We start from the raw sequence: 16,750 nt of genomic DNA, 5'->3' as shown, positions 1-16,750 counted from the left end.
GTTAGATGATCATGCAGTTAACGTTTAAGCTAAATTAGACTCGCGCTAATGTGACAAACGTGTACCCATGAGGGTTCTTATCGTCTGCTTCAAATGATGCGCGCTCTACTTCAAGCCACGTTGCTGCCGCCTCATAGTCAGGAAACTGAGTGTCACCTTCTACCTCAAGATCAATGTGGGTAAGATACAGCGTATCAGCATCGTTTAAAAATGACTGATAGATAGTGCCACCACCAATAATCATGATCTCTTCGGCGTTTTGTGTCAGTGCTTTAGCGACTTCGATTGCCGACTCTGGCGAATCGACCACTGTGGCATCAGACAAACTGTATTCTTTGTTACTGGTTATCACAATGTTAGGGCGTCCGGGTAAAGCTCTACCAATAGATTCATAGGTTTTACGCCCCATGATAACGGCTTTTCCCATGGTCACTGATTTAAAATGCTTTAGGTCTGCAGGTAAATGCCATGGCATATCGTTATCAGCACCAATAATACGATTCTTAGCCATTGCGGCTATCATTGCTAACTTCATCTACTTATTACCTCACGTTTACTGACGTCTATCATACAGGATGAACTGTATCGTTGGGCTGATTTATTACCATGGTCTTCCCCTATAGAAACAAAAAAGCACGGCTGAACCGTGCTTTTTAAACGAGTTTATTCGTTGATGCTTATGTCGCTCAACGATTGTTTCTCATCGACTGTTTCTCAGCGATTGTTTCTCAACGACTGTTTCTCAGCGACGATACTCAACTTCTACGTCGTAGTCGTCTTCGTCCCAATCGTCGTCATCAAGATCGTCATCTTCGAATTCATCATGGGCTTCGAGCGTGTTCTTGTGGTACGTATCCCACTTGAATTCCACTTCTTTCTTCTCTTCTTCCACTTCCAGTTCTGCTGGGAGTGTTTCGATGAAGTCCATGATGTCATGGCATAGCGGATCGAGGTTCATCTTTTGGAACGCAGAGATTTGGTAAACTGGACCTTCCCAACCAAGCGCATCAATAACCGCTTGGCAACGTTCCTCTGCTTCTTCTTCAAGCAGCAAATCTACTTTATTGAACACCAACCAACGTGGCTTCTCTGCAAGTTTTGGACTGTACTTTTCAAGCTCTTCAATAATGGCTTTCGCATTTTCAGCAGGATCAGTTTCATCTACAGGGAAGATGTCTACTACATGTAGCAAAATACGACAGCGCTCTAAGTGTTTCAAGAAACGAATACCCAAGCCAGCACCGTCAGCAGCACCTTCGATAAGACCAGGAATATCAGCTACAACAAAGCTTCGTTGCGAATCTTGACGTACTACACCTAGGTTAGGTACAAGCGTGGTAAACGGATAGTCAGCCACTTTAGGCTTAGCTGCCGATACAGAGCGAATAAACGTTGATTTACCCGCGTTAGGCATACCCAATAAACCAACATCGGCTAGCAGCATAAGCTCTAGCTTAAGATTGCGAATTTCACCCGGTGTACCGTTGGTCTTTTGACGTGGGGCACGGTTAGTACTGCTTTTAAAACGTGCGTTACCCAAACCGTGAAAACCACCTTGGGCCACTTTAAGTTTTTGGCCGTGGCGCGTTAAGTCACCTAACACTTCACCAGTATCGCTGTCTGTAGCACGCGTACCCACAGGCACCATAACGGTAAGATCTTTACCTTTCTTACCAATACAGTTTCCGCCTTGACCATTTTGACCGCGCTCTGCACGATGAAAACGTTCGAAGCGATAATCGATCAATGTATTCAGGTTTTCATCGGCTTGTAGAAATACACTGCCGCCGTCACCGCCGTCGCCACCATCCGGGCCACCTTTAGGTACGTATTTTTCCCTTCTAAAGCCAATGGTACCGTTGCCGCCGTCACCGGCTTCAACGCGAATTTCAGCTTCATCTACAAATTTCATTTATCACTCCGGGCTGTAATGCCGTGGGTTATTAACTTATTAATGCGAATACTAAGTTTACACCAAATTGACCATCGGCGCTTTTTAGTCTGCTCAGCATTGAAAATAATTAAGAAGTAAAACCTTGTCTAACGCTCACTTATCAAGGAATTTAAACGCTATGTATAAGAACAGAAAAACAAAGAAAGGTTTCACAAAACAAAAAACCCCGCTAGCGCGGGGTTTTTCTAAGCCTGTTCGGCGAGAAGCTTTCGCGCTTACTCAGCTACGATGCTTACAAATTTACGGTTCTTCGGTCCTTTAACGTCGAACTGAACTTTACCGTCTTTTAGTGCAAACAACGTGTGGTCTTTACCGATACCCATGTTGTCACCAGCGTGGAAACGAGTACCACGTTGACGAACAATGATGTTACCAGCAAGAACAGATTCACCACCAAAGCGCTTAACACCTAGGCGTTTACTTTCTGAATCACGACCGTTTTTGGTACTACCACCAGCTTTTTTGTGTGCCATGTGTTCGTGCTCCTATTATGCGTTGATACCAGTGATTTTCACTTCTGTGAACCACTGACGGTGACCCGCTTGCTTACGAGAGTGCTTACGACGACGGAACTTAACGATTTTTACTTTATCGCCACGACCGTGTGTAACAACCTCAGCAGTCACCTTACCACCAGCAACGATTGGTGTGCCGATTTTTACGTCGTCACCGTTGCTTACCATTAAAACTTTGTCAAATTCAACCGTTTCGCCTGGGGCTACTTCGATTTTTTCAAGACGAACGGTTTGGCCTTCGGCCACACGGTGTTGTTTACCGCCACTTTGGAAAACCGCGTACATAGTTAACTCCGCTCTGCGTCCACTGACGCTTCAATTCAAAAAACAGGGCGCGAATTGTACGTGAAACATCCGTAAATCACAAGCCCGATTCGCAGAAAAAATGATTATTTTTCCAACATGGGTGGAATTATGCCTGAATTGCCCATTTGATGCAGCTTTAAAAGCAATAAATAGAGAAAAAATTTGAAGAAAATAGCGTTTTTCACTGTTTCACAATTGTTCATTAACAGATAAAAAGCTGCGTTGTGACGCGATCACTTTTGCGGATCCCGCCGTTTTTCGATTGATAATGATCACTTTCGGATCGTACTGGCTTAATGTAAAGATGCAAAGCGATCCGAGCTTGGATCACACATCAGATCGCCATTAATCACTATTTCATTTGTCACTACATTAGCTTTTTAGCGGCGTTTATTTACAACATTGATAAACTTTTTTCGGTGCCAGAAATACACGATTAAAACCTATTAATTAACAGCAACTTGTTACCAAGTAGTTTAAATAAATGTGACAAATACCAATCTTAAGTGAAAAATCACAATGCATACCTATAATTACATTATTCAATAGCGTTTTAGCGACACATAACTTATACCGTTGTTTTATTCTCGCCGCACTTGAAGTTACACGTAGAAAGAAATCGTGTATCAAAAGCGGAAATATTAACGATGCATAGTAAGTGTAAATGCGTTAAGCCGTCATTTTTTAAGACAATTTGGTGGATAGTACGTGTGATTAAGGTACAATCGCCCCCAATTATTGCCAGACGTTAGAGTAAGTTTTTATTGCCATGCCTATGGATATAGATCAAATCCGCGCCCTGTCGAATGAAGATATGCAGGCGGTTAACCAACTGATTCAACAACAAGTGGACTCAGAAGTTGCACTGATTAATCAGCTTGGCTTTTACATAGTAAACAGTGGCGGCAAGCGATTGCGTCCGCTTCTCACTGTGCTAAGTGCACGTGCTATGGGCATTGATAACAACGACCATCATACTCTTGCGGCTATTGTTGAGTTTATTCACACTGCAACCTTGTTGCACGACGATGTTGTAGACGAGTCGACCATGCGTCGCGGTCGCGAAACCGCCAATGCGATTTTCGGTAACCAAGCATCGGTACTGGTCGGTGATTTCTTATATACGCGTTCTTTTCAGATGATGGTTAGCCTAAAACGTATGCGCGTTATGGAAATACTGTCTGAAGCCACCAATCAAATTGCCGAAGGTGAAGTGCTACAGTTAATGAATTGCAACGACGCTAGTACTACTGAAGCGCGTTACTTCGATGTTATTTATGGCAAAACCGCTCGCTTGTTTGAAGCCGCAACACAACTGTCTGCCGTTCTCACCGACCAAAGCAATGACGTAGAAGTAGCCATGCAAGAATATGGCAAGCATTTAGGCACTGCCTTTCAGCTAGCAGACGATATCTTAGATTACATGGCTGACAGTGAAGAAATGGGTAAAAACGCCGGTGACGACCTTGCTGAGGGGAAACCGACGCTACCGTTGCTTTACGCTATGTGGCACGCCAAGAGCGATGAGGATCGCGCATTAATTCAAGAAGCCATCGAGCAGAGTAATGGCTTGCCTCATCTAGCGCGTATTCAGGGGATTATGGAAGAAACCGGAGCGCTAGATTACACACGAGAGTGTGCAAATAAAGAAGTGCAAATGGCAATAGATAGCTTAGCCATTATTCCCGAGTCAGATTACAAAGACGCCTTGATTGCGCTGGCGCATATTTCAGTTGAACGCACGAGCTAAACCTCTCAGCAGTAGCTTAATAGCACGCGGTAGGGCAGCACAGCCCTACCCTTCAAGCATGTAGCCCAACATTCCCACCAAGAAACCGATAATACCGCCAAGCGGTGGTAACCAGTGATTTTCCATGCGAATTTGCGGTGCGATGTCTTGAAACACAGAATACAAGATGCCTCCAGCAGCAAATAGCATAATGGCACTTGTTATCACTGGAAACTGCGCCAGAAAATAAAACCCTATAAGACTGAATAGCGGCCCTAACAATGCCATCAACGCAAAAAGTATGATGAGCTTTGTACTGCGCTGTTTGTTTTTTGGGGTCATCTCGCGATATGCATTGAACCCTTCAGGCAAATTTTGAACTGCTATGAGCAAACCCAGTAGCATTGTACCGCCACCTAACGCTGCCGTTGTACCCAGTGCAATTGACTCTGGTACGAAATCACTAAGCATTGCTGCCAACTGACTACCGGCCGTTTTCTTCTTTGCTAAATAGATGTCAAGCGCCATAAACGATAGCGCTCCAGCAACAAAGCAAATTAGCGCCGTTACTATCGATACGTCTTTTACGCCTTCAGGCACTAACACCAATCCAACGGCAGAAATCAGAGCGCCAGCGCCCAGAGCCAAAATGCCATGACGCAGTTCTTGTTCAAGCCATTTAGGCTGAATACCTTGGTAGGTGGCTAAAACAGCACCGAGTGGCATCGCTAAACCTGCTACGGTAGCCATTACGAGTAACCCTACAATATCCCCTTGCGCCATGCCTAGTCCTTTTGCTAACGTTTATTTTGCTGCCATTAAGGCCAGATGCCTCAACAAAAAGAGCAGCCTAAGCTGCTCTTTTAAATATACACTTTTTACTAAAATTTAGTTTAAGTCGAGATCCCTTGTCATGTTCTCATTCTTATCTCGATGCACAATGATATTATCTTCAATGCGAATGCCACCAAATGGCTTGTATGCGTCTACGGTATCCCAATTAATATACTTAGATGCCGGCGTAGCCTTTAAGTCGCGCAGTAGACTATCGATAAAGTAAAGCCCAGGTTCAATAGTAAATACTTGGCGAGGCTCTACAATGCGTGTACAGCGAAGAAACGGATGATCTTCAGGCGCTGGCTTTGGCGTACCTCTATCATCATTCACTAGACCACCGACATCGTGCACTTGTAACCCAAGGAAGTGCCCAATACCGTGGGGGAAGAAAGTACGCGTGATCCCCATTTCTACAATGTCTGGCGGTGTTAGGTTAACCACCCCAGTGTCGTGAAGAATTTGTGCAATGCCATCGTGTGCTAACAAATGAATATCTGCATAGGCAACGCCCGGCTTAAGGCTATCAGCAAGGGTTAGCGTTACTTTGTCGACTGCTTTGATCAAATCGCTAAACAGTGTCGAGTTTTGACTATAAGTACGGGTAATGTCTGCCGCATAACCGTGGTAGTTTGCACCAGCGTCGATAAGGAACGAACGGTTTTCACTTGGTGCGACTGTATCGCATTGCATGTAATGCAAAATCGCAGCGTGCTCGTTAAGCGCCACAATACTGGTATACGGCACGTCGTTGTCACCCTGTCGACAAGCTTGTGCGTATGCAAGGTTGATATCGAATTCGCTTTTGCCTTCTCGAAACGCTTGCTCTGCGGCTTTATGCCCTGCAACGGCGAGTTTATTCGCTTCACGCATGCAATCTAGTTCGTAATCGGTTTTGTACGCACGCTGATAATGTAAGTAATGTAGAACTCTATCTGGATTTACATTCTCAAAACCCAGTGCCTTGGCCACTTCAATATACTCACCAATATAGGCAAATCGTTTTTTGTCGTAAGGCAAAAACTTCTCTACTGCATCAGCTTGCTGTAGTAGTTTGATATTGAAGCTGTCTGTCCAAAAATCATTAGGCTCAGGCGGTACCTTATGCCAGAAGTCTTCTGGACGGTAAAAAATCAATGTAGGCTTATCAACACCGTTTACCACCAGCCAGCAGTTTGGATTATCGATAACCGGCACCCACGCCTTAAACTGTGGATTCACTTTAAAGGGATAGTGGTTATCATCTAAAAATAGACGTTTGCCTTGGCCTGAGTGAATGACTAATCCGTCTAAACCCTCGCGCTGTAGCGCTTCACGAGTACGCGCTTGAAGTTCATCGATATGCTGTTGGTAGGTTGCTTTATGTTGCGGCATAGCCCCTCTTATCTTTTTTGTCGTTAGATGTTAAGCCTTATGGTGTGAGTGTAGCACGCCACCTTTGCCTGTTGCATGGGTGTGCTACACAATGCACTTATTAAAGTGTCAACTTGTCGCAAGTCGCGCCAACGCACGGTAAAAATGTTCGACTTGCATCGATTATTTTGGTGCCAGTTGCAACGTACCTGTGACAGGATGTGTACTGACCGCCTCGGCAGATGGGATCATATCCCGCGTAAGCTGAGGGAAGATATTTTCGTTGCTGCCTAACTGCATATCGTAAATATGTTGGTATGCCATAACCGCTTTTACATAGGCACGGGTTTCTTTATAAGGAATATTCTCAATCCAAATATCCACGGGCAAGGCTTCATTAGCTGGCAGCCACTCAAGTACTTTTCGCCAGCCAGCGTTGTAAGAGGCCGATACCAAAACCGGATTATTGTTTAATTTATCCATTAAATAGCGCAAGTATTGCATACCATATTCAATGTTGTCGTTGGCGTTGAATAAGGCGTTACGAGTAACTTTTTCCTGCGCCACATAACGTGCTGTTCCGGGCATTAATTGCATAAGCCCTGCTGCGCCAACAGAAGAAATGGCGTCTGTGCGAAACGAACTTTCACGCCGAGCAATCGCCATCGCGAGCGATTTAGAAATGTTGTGAGCTTGTGATTTCTGGCTAAACACATCGTCGAATGCCAACGGAAAACGACGCTCAACGTCGTCCCAATAACCGCTGCGCGCAAAACTGGTAATGGCTTGGTCGTACAATCCCCATTCGTATGCCAAAATACCCGCATCGGTCACGCGAGAATCTGGAATATGAGAAAGGAGATAATACCATTCTCGGCGCGCACTGGTATTTCGGCCTAGCCTGAAAAATTCTACCGCTCTTAGCGTGGCAGGAGTGCGTGCCACTGCAGACATGGCTGATATATCTTTTGGCGCGGGAGAATGCGAAAGCGAAGGTATTTCACCAATGTGAGCGCTAGCCATAAACCCGTAATAGTGACGCTCTTCAGCTAGCTCTTGGTAAAGTACCGTTGCTTGCATTGATTGCCCAAGCATTTCCAATGCGCGTGCCTTCCAATAGCGGTAATTTTCCTCTTGCTGAAGGTGAATAGGTGCACTGTTGATAACATCAACCACTTCTTGCCATTTTTGTGTGCGAAGTAAATGCGCAACGTGCCACAACTTAATGTCCTCGCTGGCGCCGTCTGTATCGGCTTTTTCAAGCCATTCATGCGCTTGAGGAAGCCTGTCCAATGTAAAGCTTAATGCTATCGCACGCAGAGCAACATGTTGCTGAGCTTGACTAAAAAGCCCCTCATTCAAATATTGCGTATACACACCTGCTGCCAGTTCTGGTTTGCGCCAGGCTAATTTTTCAAGGGCCCACACAATGACCTCGGCCTCTTGCGCTTTGTTTTTAAGCGGGAACAAATTGGCGCGACTGACACGGCTCACATCTCGTGTAACCGCTAGCCATGCATCTGCGATATATTGCTTATCGCGAGGCAACTGACGCTTTAAATAATTTATAATTGAACGATTGCCTTCTTTCGCGGCAATTTCAATGCGCTGAATAACGCTATCAGGCGTCATCATGCCCGCTTTCTTCCATTTAGCGAATAGTGGGTCACATTCATCAGGTTGTGACTGACCGTGAAGCCACAACGCATCCACTTCTTTTAAAACAATGGCGGCCTCTTCACCTTGATTCAAGCGATAATTAAGCGCAGTACAAGTAAGCTTTGCTCCCATGCCCTCGCGATAGTCGCCCAAAAAAGTCTGCTGGTGATTGTGACGCGCTAAGTAATTTAGCCACTGATAACGCAATCCGTAGCTTACGGGTTGGCCGGCATAATCATCTAGAAACTGTCTTACCTCGCGCTTCGTTTTAAGCGACATAGTGCGTTCAATTTGAAGACGCAAAAGGTAAGGATATAACGGGTATTCAGCGAGGCTATGTATTTCACCTTCAAGGTCGTCAACGCGACGCTTTGAATAAGTGCGCAATTTCTTCTCAAGCGTTAAAAATCGCTCGCGTTCATCGGCGTAATTATCAGCGGGTAAATTCAACAATGACGCATCTTGGGCATTCGCCAACGACGTATTGCAAAAAGCAAAGATAAGCGGCAATAACAAAAACGACTGCAAAGGCAGGCTGCGCTGAGTACGCAGATACAGGTACGGCGTGAAAAGGCGCTTTTTAACGCGCGATGCCAATGCGTTTTTACGCAATTGAAACTTAAAGACTAAACCAGACACAATAAAACTCCTACCTTATCCTTCATACCGAATAACGTCACCCACCGAATAACGTTTAACCGTTACGCAGTTGCATGAATGGTTGTATCCGCGGTAAGCGCAACTGACCGGCGGAAAAACACAACGTGGCTCCTTGCCAATAAAGATGTTGTGCCAGCTATCGTTAGCTATGCTTTACAAACATAGCCTGTAATGATTGTAGATTATTCTTATGCTGGATTGGCGCTTTGCGTCAATAACGCTCATTATACAAGCACCAAAACCGAAATGAAGCTTATATTCACTATTTGCTCTTGAATTTAAGTCATCGGACCACTACCTTAAGACAGATTGAAACAGCTGTTTGAATTTTTCGTTGAAATTTTGTGTGGCTTTGTAAAGAATCTAGCCACCCTAACGCGTTAGTGTTTTGAGTACGACCCTACAAACTTGTTGGTTTAATTCACTAACATCCTGGCCAATGCCGAAGGAGATGATAATGATATACACAGGCAAAAGTCTTTCCGTCAGCCTGTTAGATGACGGCTTTGCTGAGCTGGTATTCGACGCCCAAGGTTCAGTAAACAAGTTCGACCGCCAAACGGTGACAGAGCTTGACGAAGCAACACAAGCCCTACTTGCCAAAGGCGACGTAAAAGGCTTAGTAGTACGTAGCGCAAAACCTGCTTTTATCGTAGGTGCAGACATCACCGAGTTCACTGGCCTATTCGCCATGGACGACGCGGAAGTACTAAATTGGGTTGCCAATACTTCACAAGTATTCGACCGCTTCGAAGACTTACCTTTCCCTACCATCGCTGCAGTTAACGGTTTCGCGCTGGGTGGCGGTTGTGAAATGGCATTGGCATGTGACATGCGTATTGCAGACACCACGGCTTCAATTGGTTTGCCAGAAGTTAAGCTAGGCCTTATGCCTGGTTTTGGTGGTACAGTTCGCCTACCTCGTCTAATTGGTGCAGATAACGCCCTTGAGTGGATGACCACTGGCCGCGACAGAAAAGGCGCGAAAGCTTTGGCTGAAGGCGCAGTTGATGCAGTAGTAGCACCAGAAGCGTTAGTTGAAGGTGCACTTTCAATGGTGAAAGACGCAGCTGACGGTAAATTTGACTGGCAAGCTCGTCGTGCGGTTAAGAAAGCCCCACTACAGCTAAACAAAAACGAAGCTATGATGAGCTTCTCTACTGCTCAAGCTATGGTATTTGCACAAGCTGGTAAACATTACCCAGCACCGCACAAAATGGTTGAGACTGTTCAAAAAGCAGCGGGTCTAGACCGTGACGGCGCACTTAAGCTTGAAAACGAAGGCTTTGTAGCGCTTGCGAAAACAGACGCTGCGAAAGCACAAATTGGTATTTTCCTTGCCGACCAGCTAGTTAAGAGCAAAGGTAAGAAGCAAGCGAAAGCGGCAACCAAGCAATCTAAGCTTAACGCGGTACTAGGTGCTGGCATCATGGGTGGCGGTATTGCATACCAAAGCGCTGTGAAAGGCACGCCGGTAGTCATGAAAGACATTAACCAAGGTGCACTAGACCTTGGCCTTTCAGAAGCGGCAAAAATTCTTGGTAAAGGTATGAAGCGCGGTAAAGTTGATGCGACTAAAATGGCGCAAACGCTTAACGCAATTACACCTACCCTTGAGTACAGCACGCTTAAAGATGCAGACCTTGTTATTGAAGCGGTTGTAGAGAACCCGAAAGTAAAAGGTATTGTACTTAAAGAAGTAGAAGACAATGTAGCGGACGACGCTATCATCACTTCAAACACTTCTACTATCTCTATCAACCAGCTAGCTGAAAGCCTAGACAAGCCAGAGCGCTTCTGTGGTATGCACTTCTTCAACCCAGTGCACCGCATGCCGCTTGTTGAAATTATTCGTGGCGAAAAAACGTCTGAAGAAACCATTAATGCAGTAGTAGCCGCTACCCTTAAAATGGGCAAAACCCCAATTGTGGTTAACGACTGCCCAGGGTTCTTGGTAAACCGCGTATTGTTCCCATACTTTGCGGGCTTCAGTAAGCTTCTTATCGACGGTGCTGACTTTGTTGCCGTTGATAAAGTGATGGAAAAAATCTTCGGCTGGCCAATGGGCCCAGCTTACCTAATGGACGTTGTAGGTATCGACACTGGCGATCACGCAGCAGACGTTATGGCAGCGGGCATTCCAGAGCGTATGGCTCGCCTAGACAACGACCCAGTAACACTGTTCTACAAAGAAGAGCGTTTAGGTCAGAAGAACGGTAAAGGTTTCTACAACTACGGTGTTGATAAGCGCGGTAAGCCGTCGAAAACACCTGCTGAAGAAGCATATGCATTAATGGCACCACACGTAGCTGAAAAGACAGACTTTGAAGCTGACGACATTATTGCACGCCTTATGATCCCTATGGCAAACGAAGCAATTCGCTGCCTAGAAGAAGGCATTGTAGATAGCGCAGCTGAAGCAGATATGGCGCTACTTTACGGCTTAGGTTTCCCTCCATTCCGCGGTGGTATTTTCCGTTGGATTGAAACCATTGGCTTGGCGAACTTTGTTGCGATGGCAGACAAGTACGCTGAACTTGGTCCAATTTATCAGATCTCAGACGGCGTTCGTGAAATGGCCGCTGCTGGTAAATCCTATTTCGCATAAGACCCGGAGGAAAAACTAATGAAAGAAGTGGTCGTAATCGATTGCGTACGTACCCCTATGGGTCGTTCAAAAAACGGTGTTTTCAGAAATGTGCGTGCAGAAGACCTATCTGCAGCGCTAATGACCGCGCTACTAGAGCGTAACCCTGGCGTAAACCCAGCGGAAATTGAAGACATCATTTGGGGCTGTGTTCAGCAAACTAAAGAACAAGGCTTCAACGTTGCACGTAACGCGCAACTATTAACACAAATTCCACGCACAACTGGCGCGGTAACGGTAAACCGTTTATGTGGTTCATCAATGCAAGCTCTTCACGATGCAACAAGCGGCATCATGAGCGGCCGTGGTGACATTTACATGATTGGTGGTGTTGAGCACATGGGTCACGTACCGATGAACTACAACATCGACTTCCACCCTGGTCTTGCTAAGTACACGGCAAAAGCGTCGGGTATGATGGGTATGACAGCCGAGTTACTTGGCCGTCAAAACGGCATTACGCGTGAGCAGCAAGACGCATTTGGTGCGCGTTCGCACCAGCTAGCGCACAAAGCACACCTTGAAGGCCGCTGGGCTAATGAGATTGTGCCTGTTGAAGGTCACGATGCGAACGGCGTATTAAAGCTAATTGACTACGATGAAGTAGTACGCCCAGAAAGCACGGCTGAGAGCATGGCGGCACTTCGCCCTGTGTTCGACCCAGTAAACGGTACGGTTACGGCGGGTACTTCTTCTGCGCTGTCTGACGGTGCATCAGGTATGCTACTTATGTCAGCAGACCGTGCGAAAGAGCTTGGCCTAACGCCACGTGCGAAAATTCGCTCGATGGCAGTGGCTGGTTGTGATGCGGCAATTATGGGTTATGGCCCAGTTCCGGCTACACAAAAAGCCCTTAAGCGCGCTGGCCTTACTATGGACGATATTGAACTTGCTGAGTTCAACGAAGCGTTCGCAGCTCAGGCGCTATCGTGCATTAAGCAACTAGGTTGGATGGACCACCTAGATACTAAGATTAACCTTAACGGTGGTGCGATTGCACTTGGTCACCCACTAGGTTGTTCTGGTTCGCGTATCTCGGGTACGCTTATCAACCTAATGGAATCACAAGACGTAAGCCTAGGCTTAGCGACAATGTGTATTGGTTTAGGCCAAGGTATTGCTACCGTATTCGAGCGTGTATAAGCGTTTGAGTTAGCGTTTAAAAGCTAAGTTTTGAAAGGGCCTTCGGGCCCTTTTTTGTTGGCTGCCTACATCAAAAAACTAGGCTAGATAGAGGGCTAACCACACCATTAGCACCTTGTTGTAATATATGCGTATATATCTGCGTAGTGCGCACATCGGCATGACCAAGTTGATCTTGTACCGTTCTTATATCTGCTCCCGACTGCAATAGATGAGTTGCAAAAGAATGCCTTAGCGTATGAGGAGTAACATGCTTAATAATGCCTGCATCATTTGCTGCCCGCGTAACAGCCCTTTGTATTTGCTTTTCGTCGATATGATGCCTTCGCAGCAATTTACTTTCAGGATCGGTACTGAGCTTTGCGGCGGGAAACAAGTACTGCCACTCAATGGTTTTGTTGCGCTGTTGGTATTTCTTTCTTAACGCATGCGGAATCCAGGCGCCAGCAAATTCTGGAACCAATAAGTCTCTAGCGAGTAGCTTTTCACTTTCGCTAATATGGTTTCTTAACAACGGGAGTAGCGATTCAGACAAGGTTACAACACGGTGTTTTCCCCCTTTCCCAAACCAGATGCGCACACATTTATAATCGAAGTCGATATCGCCCACCCGCAAGCGCGTGCATTCCATTAATCGAAGCCCACTGCCATACAACAATGCCACCGCCAAATAATGATGGGTAGGTATGCGGCCCAATAGCGCTTTTACTTCGAGCTGCGTAAGCACTACAGGCAGTTTTCGCTCGCGCCCACTTCCCACAAAATTCATATCTTCGGGAAGCGGTTGGTCGAGGTACTTATTGTATAAAAATGCCAACGCATTGAGCGCGGTAGCCTGTGTAGAACGCGAGTTCTTTCGCCTTGTTGATAAATGCGTTAGATACGCTTCAACGTGCACAGAATCTAAGTCCTTAGGATGCTGAAAATTATTAAAACGAATATAATCGGTAATCCAGTTGAGGTATGTTTGTATAGTACGTTTTGCATAACGCTTCAGCATCATGTGATCATAAAGCGTTTGGATAAAGGTTGATTTCATGGCTTGCTCCTAAGTAGAAGCAGTTTACGCAATAAAACTTTCCTAAATAACTGATCACAACGCCAGTTTTGAGCAGATAAAACGCATGAAAAACACCAAATTCACCTGCAAGTCGTTTTGGTGTTTTTAAACTTTGCGCGAAAAACACCAAAAGTGAAATTTAGTAGATGTTGTAGTAGCTTATAGTTTAACCTTATGAAAGCTCAAACGGACAAAAACCCCGTTCCGGTTCGGGAAATCGTCCCGTTTTGGGGACGATTAAATTGTTATGTAGCTTGAAGGATATGGACATTCACAATGCAGAATAAACTAGTCATAGCCTTAGGAACTCTTCCTCGATACCTAGCATTTCAGTTGTTTTTTCTCACGTATGTACTCTCTATCTTTACCCATGCATCTGAGCCATCTCCTAAAATTTATCAACCCGGGATGTTTTTTTATCTTCTCCCTTTAGTTATGGCTATGGTAGTAACACACTTTGGCTACTTGTCTGCTAGAAGTGGTAGCGTAAGCAAAACACAGTATTTTCAAGTATTCGGGATTTTTGTGCTCTACGGATTTATCTGGCATGCTCTTTTTTAAAACGCTACATAACAAACAAATTATGGCACTCGCTATCGCTCGCTGGGACGCATACACGTGCGGGGCTTCGCCATTTTTGCACACGTGTTTGCGCCCCATATTTGGAAGTTATGTGCCAAGGAGGCAAATTGATTTTCCCAGACGATGTTGATGGTGACGTTTTAAGAAGGCTTGAAGAGTCTGGATTCGATTTTCAAAAGCCAACCACGATAGATTTCAACGTCGATTTCGACTCTTGGCCTCCTCACCCTGACGCTATTTCAAAGTTAAAAGAATTCGCTGGTGCAATTGAAATTTACGAACCGGACGGGGAGTATAGCGGTTATATCCTATTTAACATTCACCAAATTCTCTCTTATAAGTTAGTAATAGATACGCAGGACAATGTTTCCTCTCTAGTGGCCGAATATGGTGGGGTTTGCGAATCTTGGGGTGTTTTGAGCTAATGGCACATAACAAAAAAATTAAGTCACTCACTTCGTTCGCTGGGACGCATACACGTGGGCTGCTTCGCATTGTAGCCCACATGCCTGCGCCCCTTATTTAAAAGTTATACCTACAGGGTGTTTAATTGAGAGCTTACCTAGTTATTTTTCTTTTATTGTTCAGTGGTCCGGCATTTTCCGACAATGTTAAGGATATTTCGAATAAGAAACTCAACGAGTATTTTAAAAGTGATCTAGACTACGAAGCTTTCTTCTTAAATTTAAAATCAAGCTTGTTATCGGGTGATAAGCAACAGGTAGCGTCGCTAAACTTGTATCCAATACGAGTTAATTATCCTAGCGGTAGCGTTTATTACGACACCATAGAGCAATTCATTGAAAACTACGACAGCATTGTTACACCGGAAATGCTGACAAGGGTTAAAGAGCAGCAATTTAAAAACTTATCTTATAATTACAACGGACTGAATATAGGGTTTGGAGATATTTGGTTTAGTGGCATTTGCATGGATGGTGCTCTTTGCAAAGAACTTAAAATAAATGTTTGGGCTTACAGTGTGCTCTATGTAAGTAAACAGTAGGTATAACAAACCACTGTAGTCACTCGCTGGCGCTCGTTGGGACACAAACACGCAGGCTCCCTTCGCTTCGCTCCGTATTATAGCCTGCGTATTTATGCCCCTAAGTGGGGCGTTATGTGTAGAAGGGAACTCGAAGAACAATGGATCAAAATAAAGAATTGACCAAGGAAGAATTTGTTTTAATGCTGAAACTGATAAAAAGGCACGCTGAGTTGTCAATGGATCAGTGGGAAACATGGAAAATAGATTCAGAAAAAGGGAAGCTATTTATTGAGTTAAAACTTTCAAATGTTCACGATGAAAATGCTTATTCTGACCTTAGCGAGATGCTCAAATGAAGACTCGTGAAGGTATTTTAAGCACTACACATAACAAGCAAATTATGTCGTGCGCTAGGGCGCACTGGGACGCAAACACGCAGGCGGCTTCGCCATTATCGCCTGCGCGTCCGCGCCCCATATTTGGGTGTTATACACCACCCATTTTTTAGTAAAAATCAGGCCAAAGTTCAGAGCTTTTTTACAACGGCTTTGGAGTTTCGTTTTAGCTTTTTGTCAGCATCGAAGGTAACTTGAAAGTTCTGCTTTTCAACTCACGCCGCTCTCTTTTCTGGCTGCTTGCTAAAGTTAAAATCAAAGGTTGTTTTGTTCGGTACTTTTACTCTATTTTCTTCAACATGCTGGCAGTTAAGAAACGGTTTGTGTATAACAAAAAAATTAAGTCGCCTGCTAGCGCAGGCTGGGACGCATTCACGTGGGCTGCTTCGCATTTTAGCCCACGTGCCTGCGCCCCTTATTTAAAAGTTATGCATCAGGAAGATTCATGGATCGACTGCCTCTTTCACCAGAACCGGATAACCAACATTTGTTATTAAGAATGGCGGCGTCAGACACCTTTAGTCTGGCATTAACTGTGGTTTTGTTTGGAAATGCTCTATCAACAATTCGCCCAGAAAGCATTCTTTGGGGGTTAGCTGGCCTAGTTTGTCTTTACCTTTTCGTAAATGACTGCACAGAAAAAAGTGAAGTCACTGTGTTAATGAAGAATATTTCTTCATTTAGGGCATACTCAATCTTAACCTATATCACAGTTGCTCTCTCAGGCATCATGGTAACTTTTGGTGCTCCTGTAATTTTTAATACCATTATTATTATTCCTGTTGTTACAAATGCATTGATAATTCGGCCATTTGTATTCGCAGACTTATACAAGAAAAACTATACAAGGTTGTTTGGGATCGTTGATGCATAACAAAAAAATAAAGTCACTCGCTGTCGCTCGTTGGGACGCTAACACGCAGGG

General features: G+C 44.9%; 15 protein-coding genes. 7 read left to right on the top strand and 8 right to left on the bottom strand.

Translation table 11 applies throughout. The annotated features are described in order from the left end of the window. Window positions 1–34: 34 nt before the first annotated feature. The 4 genes from folA to rplU form a co-directional block, all read right to left on the bottom strand. Complete coding sequence (gene folA / locus OZ660_RS02725; RefSeq protein WP_274743423.1) at window positions 35–523, bottom strand: type 3 dihydrofolate reductase; 489 nt, start codon at window positions 521–523, stop codon at window positions 35–37. Between the two features lie 219 nt (window positions 524–742). Further along, a complete protein-coding gene (gene cgtA / locus OZ660_RS02720) occupies window positions 743–1,912 on the bottom strand; it encodes an Obg family GTPase CgtA (RefSeq protein WP_159624208.1) in 1,170 nt (389 codons plus the stop codon). 257 nt (window positions 1,913–2,169) lie between these two features. Continuing rightward, entirely contained in the window at window positions 2,170–2,427 is a 258-nt protein-coding gene (gene rpmA / locus OZ660_RS02715; protein ID WP_012517170.1) for a 50S ribosomal protein L27, read from the bottom strand. A gap of 15 nt (window positions 2,428–2,442) precedes the next feature. Continuing rightward, window positions 2,443–2,754 carry a 50S ribosomal protein L21 gene (gene rplU / locus OZ660_RS02710; protein ID WP_012517169.1) on the bottom strand — a complete coding sequence of 104 codons (312 nt, stop codon included), beginning with the start codon at window positions 2,752–2,754 and terminating at the stop codon, window positions 2,443–2,445. A gap of 796 nt (window positions 2,755–3,550) precedes the next feature. On the opposite strand from rplU, the gene ispB reads away from it, so the two are divergent. Beyond that, the gene (gene ispB, locus OZ660_RS02705; RefSeq protein WP_274742479.1) at window positions 3,551–4,525 is read left to right on the top strand and encodes an octaprenyl diphosphate synthase; all 975 of its coding nucleotides are present in this window, start codon (window positions 3,551–3,553) and stop codon (window positions 4,523–4,525) included. A gap of 45 nt (window positions 4,526–4,570) precedes the next feature. Here the strand turns inward: ispB and OZ660_RS02700 are convergent, their stop codons facing one another. The 3 genes from OZ660_RS02700 to OZ660_RS02690 all read right to left on the bottom strand — a co-directional run bounded on the left by OZ660_RS02700 (window position 4,571) and on the right by OZ660_RS02690 (window position 8,860). Then, window positions 4,571–5,287, bottom strand: coding sequence for a ZIP family metal transporter (locus OZ660_RS02700; RefSeq protein WP_202263420.1), 717 nt, complete (start codon window positions 5,285–5,287; stop codon window positions 4,571–4,573). Between the two features lie 105 nt (window positions 5,288–5,392). Beyond that, complete coding sequence (pepQ, locus tag OZ660_RS02695; RefSeq protein WP_274742478.1) at window positions 5,393–6,712, bottom strand: Xaa-Pro dipeptidase; 1,320 nt, start codon at window positions 6,710–6,712, stop codon at window positions 5,393–5,395. 162 nt (window positions 6,713–6,874) lie between these two features. Further along, entirely contained in the window at window positions 6,875–8,860 is a 1,986-nt protein-coding gene (locus OZ660_RS02690; protein ID WP_446698961.1) for a transglycosylase SLT domain-containing protein, read from the bottom strand. Window positions 8,861–9,467: 607 nt separating this feature from the next. On the opposite strand from OZ660_RS02690, the gene fadB reads away from it, so the two are divergent. Together fadB and fadA are read left to right on the top strand one after the other, a co-directional pair. After that, window positions 9,468–11,618: a fatty acid oxidation complex subunit alpha FadB gene (gene fadB / locus OZ660_RS02685; RefSeq protein ID WP_274742476.1), complete on the top strand. Its 2,151-nt coding sequence runs from the start codon at window positions 9,468–9,470 to the stop codon at window positions 11,616–11,618. Window positions 11,619–11,636: 18 nt separating this feature from the next. Continuing rightward, the gene (gene fadA, locus OZ660_RS02680) at window positions 11,637–12,800 is read left to right on the top strand and encodes an acetyl-CoA C-acyltransferase FadA (protein ID WP_014948145.1); all 1,164 of its coding nucleotides are present in this window, start codon (window positions 11,637–11,639) and stop codon (window positions 12,798–12,800) included. A 70-nt stretch (window positions 12,801–12,870) separates the two neighbouring features. Here fadA and OZ660_RS02675 read toward each other — a convergent pair whose 3' ends face one another. Next, window positions 12,871–13,839, bottom strand: coding sequence for an integron integrase (locus OZ660_RS02675; protein ID WP_159624220.1), 969 nt, complete (start codon window positions 13,837–13,839; stop codon window positions 12,871–12,873). A gap of 710 nt (window positions 13,840–14,549) precedes the next feature. Between OZ660_RS02675 and OZ660_RS02670 the strand changes: the two genes are divergently transcribed. From OZ660_RS02670 to OZ660_RS02655, 4 genes are all read left to right on the top strand, one after another. Beyond that, window positions 14,550–14,867 carry a ribonuclease E inhibitor RraB gene (locus OZ660_RS02670; RefSeq protein WP_274742475.1) on the top strand — a complete coding sequence of 106 codons (318 nt, stop codon included), beginning with the start codon at window positions 14,550–14,552 and terminating at the stop codon, window positions 14,865–14,867. Between the two features lie 125 nt (window positions 14,868–14,992). Continuing rightward, complete coding sequence (locus OZ660_RS02665) at window positions 14,993–15,448, top strand: hypothetical protein (RefSeq protein ID WP_274742474.1); 456 nt, start codon at window positions 14,993–14,995, stop codon at window positions 15,446–15,448. 140 nt (window positions 15,449–15,588) lie between these two features. Continuing rightward, a complete protein-coding gene (locus OZ660_RS02660) occupies window positions 15,589–15,786 on the top strand; it encodes a hypothetical protein (RefSeq protein WP_274742473.1) in 198 nt (65 codons plus the stop codon). Window positions 15,787–16,270: 484 nt separating this feature from the next. Next, a complete protein-coding gene (locus OZ660_RS02655; RefSeq protein WP_274742472.1) occupies window positions 16,271–16,699 on the top strand; it encodes a hypothetical protein in 429 nt (142 codons plus the stop codon). Window positions 16,700–16,750: the final 51 nt, after the last annotated feature.

It is taken from the genome of Alteromonas sp. 009811495, assembly GCF_028865455.1.
Taxonomy (GTDB): domain Bacteria; phylum Pseudomonadota; class Gammaproteobacteria; order Enterobacterales; family Alteromonadaceae; genus Alteromonas.
This window is presented reverse-complemented; position numbering and strand designations above follow the sequence as displayed.